Here is a 7,907-nt window from a genome sequence, read left to right as displayed (position 1 = left end):
GGTCGCCGACCCGCAGCGGCAGCGGCGTGGCCAGCCGCAGCCGCACCGCCGCGCCCTCCAGCGTCCGCACCCGCACCGGCACCGCCGCCGACCCGAGGTGCAGCACCGCCTCGACCGGCAGCCGGTCCTCCGGCTCGGTGGCGAGGACGACGTCGACCTCGGCGGTGGAACGGAAGGCGCCCGGGGTGAGCAGAGCGTCACCGCGGGACAGGTCCTCGACGGCGACGCCGCGCAGGTTGAGCGCCACCCGGGCGGTCGCGCTCGCCCGCTCCACCGGCCGGCCCAGCGACTGCACGCCGCGCACGCCCACCTCACGGCCGCCGAGCTGCAGCCGGTCCCCGGTGGCCACCGACCCCGCGGCCAGCGTGCCGGTGACGACCGTGCCGGCGCCGCGGATGGGGAACGCGCGGTCGATCCACAGCCGCACCGGGGCGGCGGGGTCGGGCGCCGGCAGCCCGGCGAGCAGCGTCTCCAGCGCGGCGGTCAGCTCGGGCACGCCCCGGCCGACGGGCGCGCTGACCGCCACCCCCGGCACCGCGCCCATCGACGTCGCGGCCAGCCGCTCGGTCGCGTCGGCGAGGACGGGCGCGGGGTCGGCGAGGTCGGCCTTGGTGACGGCGAGCAGCGCGTGCCGCACGCCGAGGGCGTCCAGGACGGCGACGTGCTCGGCGGTCTGCGCCGACCAGCCGTCGTCGGCCGCGACCACCACCAGCGCGGCCGGCACCGACCCCACCCCGGCGAGCATGTTCCCGACGAACCGCTCGTGCCCGGGGACGTCGACGACGGCCAGCACCCGGCCCGAGGGCAGCGTCGTCCAGGCGAAGCCGAGGTCGATGGTCAGGCCGCGGCGGCGCTCCTCCTCCCACCGGTCGGGCTCCATGCCGGTGAGCGCCCGGACGAGGGTGGACTTGCCGTGGTCGACGTGCCCGGCGGTGGCGAGGACGTCCATGCCGGTCAGGCCCCCCGCCCGGCGACGGCCAGCACCGCGGCGGCCAGGTCGCCGTCGGCCGACGGCGGCACGCTGCGCAGGTCGAGCAGCGTGCGGCCGTCCTCGACGTGCCCGACCACCGGGCAGGCGCCCCGGCGCAGCGGCGCGGCGAAGGAGCCCGGCAGCGACACCGCGGCGCTCGGCAACGGGTGCTCCGGCGCCCCTCCCCCGCCCACGCGGGCGGCCGAGTCCACGGCCCGGGCGTCCACCCCGGCGCCGGCCAGCCGGGCGGCCAGCGCCTCGGCGCGGCGGCGCAACCCCGCGACGTCGGCGGCGAGCATCTCCTGCACCGGCGGCAGCGGGCCGCGCAGCGTGGCCTCCAGCGCCGCCAGCGTCGTCTTGTCCACCCGCAGCGCCCGGTACAGCGGGTGCCGGCGCAGCCGCTGCACGAGCTCGGCCCGCCCGAGGACCAGCCCGGCCTGCGGGCCGCCGAGCAGCTTGTCGCCGCTGGCCAGCACCAGGTCGGCGCCGTCGGCGAGCGTGGTCTGCAGGTCGGGCTCCTCGGGCAGGACGGGGTGCGGGCGCAGCAGCCCGGAGCCGACGTCGGCGACCAGCGGGACGCCGGTGCCCTCGAGCCCGGCGGCCAGCGAGGCCACCGGCACCGACCGGGTGAAGCCCCGGACGACGAAGTTCGACGGGTGCACCTTGAGCACCGCGCCGGTGCCGGGGCCGAGGGCGCGCGTGTAGTCCTCGAGCGCCACGCGGTTGGTCGTGCCGACCTCGCGCAGCCGGGCGCCGGTGGACTCCAGCAGCTCGGGGATGCGGAAGCCGTCGCCGATCTCGACCAGCTCGCCGCGGGCGATGACCAGCTCGCCGCCGAGCGCGGTGGCCACCAGGGCCAGCGCGGCGGCGCAGTTGTTCACCACGATCGCCGCCTCGGCCGCCGGGACGGCCGCGAGCAGCGCCGCCAGGGCCGCCTCACCGCGGGGCCCGCGCCGGCCGCTGCCCAGGTCGAGCTCGACGTCGGTGGTGCCGCTGGCCGCGACCACGGCCTCGACGGCGGCCGGTGACAGCGGCGCCCGCCCGAGGTTGGTGTGCACGAGGACGCCGGTGGCGTTGAGCACCGGCCGCAGGCTGCCCGCGGTGCCCGGGAGGCCGGCGAGGACGGCGGCGACGGCGTCGTCGGGGGCGAGGGATCCCTGCCGCACCTGCTGCTGGACGCCGCGGACGGCATCCTTGACCAGCTCGCGCCCCAGCCGGGCGGAGGCGGCGGCCAGCGCGGGGTCGGCCAGCAGCGTGTCGGTGCGCGGCACCTGCCGGCGGGGATCGGTGCTCATCGCCGCCGAGGGTAGGTGGAGCCGCGGGACCGGCCGGTCCCGCGCTCCACCTCCTGCTCAGCAGGCGTTGCCGGCGGCGCCGGCGAAGCCGGGCTTGCCGGTCGCCGGCCGCGCCACCGCCCGGCCGCCGAGCTCGGCACCGCCCCCGGTGACCGACCAGTGCTGCTCGCCGACGGTGACCTCGGCGAGCTCGAAGGTGGTCTTGTACGGCGAGAACGCCACGTGCTCGTTGACCGCGTACAGGGCCTGCGGCGCGCAGAGGAACAGCGCCAGCGCCCGGTCCTGCACGTAGGCGTCGATCCGCTCGGCCACCTCCACCAGCGCCCCGCCGTCGAGCTGCACCCTCATCTCGTCGAACAGCGCGTCGAAGCCGTCGTCGGGCGGACCGGCGCGGAAGGCGCCGTCGAGCCCGAAGAACTCCCGGTGGACGGCGGCCGGCGGCGCCTCCGACGACAGGTCGAACCAGGCGTGCACCAGCACGTCCCAGGGCAGCGGCAGCTTCTTCTCCGCCAGCGCCCGGGCGCCGGCCAGCGCCTGCTCGGCCGGCACCACGGTCACCTCGACCAGGAGGTCCAGCGCGGACCGGACCTGGGCGGCCAGCAGGTGCGCGATGCCGGCGAGGGGCTCCGGTGCGGCGATCCGCAGCGGACGGCGGGCCGGCCAGCCCGCGCGGGCGAACAGCTCGCGGGCGCCCGCCGGGTCGTGCGGGTACGGCGCGGCCGCGGCCGGGAAGCCGCTGCACCAGGGCGGGGTGAGCGCCGGGGGGACCGTCGCGTAGCCGGCCAGGCCCTGCTCGACGACGGCGGCCCGGTCGACGGCGAGGTTCAGCGCCCGCCGGACGTCGACGTCGTGCAGCGGCGCGTCGCTGTCGCGGTTGAGGATCCCGACGAGCACCCGGTTGGCGTCGCAGACGACCAGGCGGGCGTGGTCGGAGGCGACGACCCGCGCGGCGTCGGCCGGGGACACCTCGGTGACGATGTCGACCTCGCCCTCGGTCTCGCAGACCAGCCGCAGCGCCTCGTCCGGCGTCACGTCGTTGCGGAAGACGGCGCGCTCGACCCGGGGACCGCGCGCGGCGCGGTTCCAGTGGTCGAGGTTGGCCTCCAGCACGACCTGCGGGTCGCGCTGCTCGCTCTCGATGAGCCACGTCGCCCGGAAGGGCTCGGCGCTCATGAGCGCGGCACGGGTGGTGATCGACGAGGCACCCTGGACCAGGGTGAACGGACCGGTGCCCCACGGGCCCGGCTCGTCGATCACCTACCAGTGGCCCTCGCCGGAGCCGTACTTCCGGTAGCCGAAGCCGGGGGCGTCCTTGCCGCTCCAGAACGCCGAGCTGGCGATGTGGAAGCCGCGGAACTTGCCGATGGCCAGGCCGTCGGGGCCGGGCAGGGAGAAGCGGAGGGTGTGGTCGTCGACGACCTCGGCGGTCGACTCCGGCGCCGGGAAGTTCAGCCAGGTGCCCGGCGGGTGGGGCGCGGCCCAGCGCTGCATCTCCTCGAAGTTCTGCTTCACGTTGTGCGCGGTGAAGTGCTCGCCGTCCTGGAAGCGGACGCCGCGCCGCAGCCGGAGCTCCAGCGTGCGCTCGTCGAGCCACTCCGAGGACTCGGCCAGCGAGTACACGACCCGCCCGGCCTCGTCGATGCGGATCGGCTCCTCCATGGTGTTCCAGGTGATGAACAGCCAGTTCAGCGGCGAGGGGTCGACGACGTGGACGGTGCCGACCGGTTCCGGCGGTGCGGTCATGGGAGGTCCTCCCCGGGGGAGACGGTCCACCCGGCAGCCGCCGGACGGCGGACGCGGCTCGGTGTGGTCCTCGTCACGCCCGATAGAACGGTAGCGCACCACCGGGTCGCGCACACCGGTCCGGTCGGGCAGGTGGGTGCGCGCGGACGGGGGGGCGGGGGGGCCCGCCCCCCCCCGGGGGGGGGGGGGGGGGGGGCGGGGGGGGGCCCCCCCCCCCCCCCCGGCGACCGGCGGCCTCAGCAGTGGGCGTACTCGTGCGGGCGCAGCAGCATCGCCGCGGCCATCGCCGGGAGCATGAGGACGTGGCCCCAGAGCAGCAGGGCGTCCTCGTCGATGAGCTCGAGCGCGAGCGGCACGAACAGCACGAGGAAGGGCAGGTACATCGCCGCGCCCATCTCGGCGATCGGCCGCCAGCGGTGGCCGCGGATCTTCATCCACGCGGACATGGCGACGGTCATGTTCGTCGCCATGATCAGCGCGCCCGTGTACGGGTCGTGCATCACCTCGGCGGCACCGAGGGCGTCGAGGACGAACGTCCACACCGGGTGCAGCGCCACCATGCCGACGGCCATCGCCACGACCATCTCGGCGAAGTGCAGGGTGAACTTCTTCGCGCTCAGGTGGTGCGCGGTGTGCGGCGCGGGCTCGGAGTGGGCGGGCTCGGGGTGCGCGGCGGTCGCGGTCTGGGTGGGGATGGTGCTGGACACGGCTGGCCTCCGGAGGGGATCGGGCCGGGCGGGGTTCACGGGACGAGGGCGTAGCCGGCCTCGTCGACCGCGGCGGCGATGTCGGCGCGGTCGACCGGGTGGGCGGCGGTGACGGTGACCGTGCCGGTGGCCAGGTCGACGGTGACCGACTCGACGCCCTCGACACCCGAGATCTCCTCGGTGACCGCGCGCCGGCAGTGCTCGCAGGTCATGCCGGTGACGGTGAAGGTGGTCGAGCCGACGAAGGTGCGGGGCGTGCTGGACAGCATGGGGACTCCTCGATCGGGCTGGGTGGTGCTGCGGTCGGGGATCAGGGTCGGTGCGGGGGCGGGGGTCTCTCACCGGGGAAACCGCCGGTCTCTCCGCCGGGATCGGCCGGTCAGTGGCCGGGTGCGCCGTGCCCGTGTGCGCCGTGCCCGTGGCCGGCGGCGCCCGCGGCCGGCCGGCCGCCGGGGACCGCGAGCAGGGTCAGCAGGAACAGCGCGGCGAGGACGGCCGCGGTGGCGGTGAAGGCGCGGCCGTAGCCGTCGATCAGGCCGGCGGAGGTGGCCAGGTCCCCGGCGACGGCGGTGAGGGCGGCGACGCCGAGGGCGGCACCGATCTCGTGGCCGGTCATCATCAGCCCGCTCGCCAGGCCGGACTGCTCGCCCGGCACATCGCTCATCGCGGCGACGGCGATGGCGACGAACATCGGGCCCACCCCTGCACCGACCAGCAGGAAGCCGGGCAGCACGTCGGCGGCGTAGGAGGTGCCACCGGCAGCGGCCGCCAGCAGCAGCACGCCACCGGCCATGACCACCAGCCCGCCGAGGACCAGGGTGCGGGCACCGAGCCGGTCGATGACCTTCGACGCCGCGGCTGCGCCCAGGGTGATGGCGGCGGCCAGCGGCAGGAACTGCAGCCCGGCGACGACCGGGGAGGCGCCGATGACGCCCTGCAGGTACAGCGAGGTCAGGAAGATCGCGCCGACCACGACACCGGTCACGCCGGCCATCACCGCCGAGGCCGAGACCAGCGACCGCATCCGCCAGGTCGACGGAGGCACCAGCGGGTCGGCGGCGCGGCGCTCGAGCCGGGCGAACGCGGCCAGCAGGACCGCGGCAGCGGCCAGCGCGATCCAGGTGCGCGGTGCGGTCCAGCCCGCGGAGCGGGTGGCCTCGATGCCGAACACCAGCGCCAGCAGTCCGGTCACCAGGGTGAGCGCGCCGGGGACGTCGAGCCGGCGCAGCGCGCCCGGCCGGGAGCCGCCCCGGGTCACGGCCCGCAGCGTGCCGAGCACGACGGCCGCACCGATCGGCACGTTGATGAAGAACACCGCCCGCCAGCCCAGTGCGCTGGTCAGCGCCCCGCCGAAGAGGACGCCGGCGGCGATGCCGAGGCTGCCGACGGTCCCCCAGACGGCGAGCGCGGTCTGGCGCTGCCGGCCGGCGTAGGCGGTCATGACGATCGACAGCGCCGCCGGGGTGAGCAGCGCGGCGCCGGCGCCCTGCGCGGCCCGCGAGAGGATCAGCGTCAGCGGGGTCTGCGCCAGGCCGCTGACCAGGGAGGCGGCGGTGAACAGGCCGACGCCGACGAGGAAGGCGCGGCGCCGGTCGAGCAGGTCGGCGATCCGGCCGCCGAGCAGCAGCAGCCCGCCGGTGAGCAGCACGTAGGCGGAGATCGTCCACTGGTACTGCGCGGCCGACAGCTGCAGCGCGCGGCTGATGGACGGCAGCGCGACGTTCACCACCGACACGTCCAGGATGACCATGAACTGGGCGGCGATCATGAACGCGAAGACGGTCCACGACCGGCGCGGCTCGTCCTCGGGCGCCCGGTGTGACGGGCGCGCGTGGACGGTCGCCAGCGGCTCGGTGGAGGGATGGGGCGACATCTGTTCTCCTCGGTCGACGGGTCCGGGTGGTGGTGCGCCGCCACCGTCGCCGTCACCACGACCGCTCGTGCCGGGGATTCGGCCAGGGAACCGGCCGGCCCGCGCCCCAGGGCCGGGTCGGGCCGATCCGGTGCCGGATCGCACTACGCTCCCGGCGTGCTTTCCGGCCGGGAGCGCGAGCGCGCAGCCATCGCGGGCCTCGTCGACGAGGCGTGGGCCGGCCGGGGTGGCGCGCTGGTCCTCACCGGGCCGCCGGGCGTGGGCAAGTCGGCCCTGCTGGCGGACGCGGCGGCGCGGGCCGACGGCATGACGGTCCTCGGCACGCAGGGGCTGGAGTCGGAGTCGCCGCTGGCGTTCGCCGCGCTGCAGCGCCTGCTGCGACCGGTCCTGGCCGGCTGCGTGCAGCACCTGCCCCAGCCGCAGGCCCGCGCGCTGCAGGCGGCGTTCGGCGAGACCGACGACGGCCCCGGCGACCGCTTCCTGGTCTTCCTGGCGGCGTTGAGCGTCCTCGCCGAGGCCGGACAGCACAGGCCGGTGCTCGCCGTCGTGGACGACGCGCACTGGCTCGACGACGCCTCGGCCGCGGCACTGCTGTTCGTCGCCCGTCGACTGCAGGTGGAGCGGGTCGCCCTGCTGTTCGCCGCCCGCGACTCGGACGTGCGCACCTTCGACGGCGGCGACCTGCCCCACCTCGTCGTCGGCGGTCTCGACGCCGCCGCCGCCGGGGAGCTGCTCAGCGCCCGCGCCGCCGTCGCCGTCCCCCCGGACGTGCGCGACGCGCTCCTCGCCGGCACCGGTGGCAGCCCGCTCGCGCTGGTCGAGCTCGCCGAGGCCCTCCCGTCCGAGCAGCTGTCCGGCCGGGTCCGGCTGCCGGCTCGCCTGCCGTTGACCGAGGGCGTCGAGCGGGCCTTCCTCGACCGCTGCCGGCGGCTGCCGGCACAGGCGCAGACGGTGCTGCTGGTCGCGGCCGCCGACGACTCCGGGCGGGCGCGCGTCGTGCACCAGGCGGCCACGTGCCTGGGGGCGGACGAGCAGGCGCTGGTGGCCGCCGAGCGCTCCGGACTGCTGCGGATCCGTGGTGCCGCGGTCGACCTGCGGCACCCGCTGGTGCGCTCTGCTGTCTACGGCGCCGCCACCAGCACCGAGCGCCGTCGGGCGCACCGCGCCCTGGCCGCCGCGCTGACCGGCCCCGACGAGGCCGACCGGCGTGCGTGGCACCTGGCCGCGTCGGTCGAGGAACCGGACGCGGCGGTCGTCGCCGAGCTGGACGCCGCCGCGGAACGGGCCCGGGCGCGGGGCGGCCTGGAGGCCGCGGCGTC

The 7,907-nt window shown here is 76.9% G+C and carries 8 protein-coding genes; 1 reads left to right on the top strand and 7 read right to left on the bottom strand.

Going from position 1 to position 7,907, the window contains the following annotated elements; genetic code table 11:
- The 7 genes from selB to ABQ292_RS25455 all read right to left on the bottom strand — a co-directional run.
- Positions 1-949: selenocysteine-specific translation elongation factor (gene selB / locus ABQ292_RS25485; protein ID WP_369210501.1), on the bottom strand; the 949-nt coding region annotated here is incomplete at its 3' end.
- A gap of 5 nt (positions 950-954) precedes the next feature.
- A complete protein-coding gene (gene selA, locus ABQ292_RS25480) occupies positions 955-2,265 on the bottom strand; it encodes an L-seryl-tRNA(Sec) selenium transferase (protein WP_369210500.1) in 1,311 nt (436 codons plus the stop codon).
- A gap of 57 nt (positions 2,266-2,322) precedes the next feature.
- Positions 2,323-3,522, bottom strand: coding sequence for an ABC transporter substrate-binding protein (locus tag ABQ292_RS25475; RefSeq protein ID WP_369210499.1), 1,200 nt, complete (start codon positions 3,520-3,522; stop codon positions 2,323-2,325).
- Positions 3,523-4,008, bottom strand: a complete 486-nt coding sequence (locus ABQ292_RS25470) for an ABC transporter substrate-binding protein (RefSeq protein ID WP_369210498.1) — start codon at positions 4,006-4,008, stop codon at positions 3,523-3,525. It lies immediately after the preceding gene.
- A gap of 236 nt (positions 4,009-4,244) precedes the next feature.
- The gene (locus ABQ292_RS25465) at positions 4,245-4,715 is read right to left on the bottom strand and encodes a hypothetical protein (protein ID WP_369210497.1); all 471 of its coding nucleotides are present in this window, start codon (positions 4,713-4,715) and stop codon (positions 4,245-4,247) included.
- A gap of 35 nt (positions 4,716-4,750) precedes the next feature.
- Positions 4,751-4,984, bottom strand: a complete 234-nt coding sequence (locus ABQ292_RS25460; protein ID WP_369210496.1) for a heavy-metal-associated domain-containing protein — start codon at positions 4,982-4,984, stop codon at positions 4,751-4,753.
- A gap of 110 nt (positions 4,985-5,094) precedes the next feature.
- Positions 5,095-6,588 (bottom strand): MFS transporter, encoded by a 1,494-nt coding sequence (locus ABQ292_RS25455; protein WP_369210495.1) that lies wholly within the window; start codon positions 6,586-6,588, stop codon positions 5,095-5,097.
- A 156-nt stretch (positions 6,589-6,744) separates the two neighbouring features.
- Between ABQ292_RS25455 and ABQ292_RS25450 the strand changes: the two genes are divergently transcribed.
- Positions 6,745-7,907: AAA family ATPase (locus tag ABQ292_RS25450; RefSeq protein ID WP_369210494.1), on the top strand; the 1,163-nt coding region annotated here is incomplete at its 3' end.

The sequence above is a fragment of the Geodermatophilus maliterrae genome (genome assembly GCF_041018925.1).
GTDB classification, from domain to species: Bacteria; Actinomycetota; Actinomycetes; order Mycobacteriales; family Geodermatophilaceae; genus Geodermatophilus; species Geodermatophilus maliterrae.
Note: the sequence above shows the minus strand (reverse complement) of the source record. Positions and strands in the feature narration are given on the sequence as shown.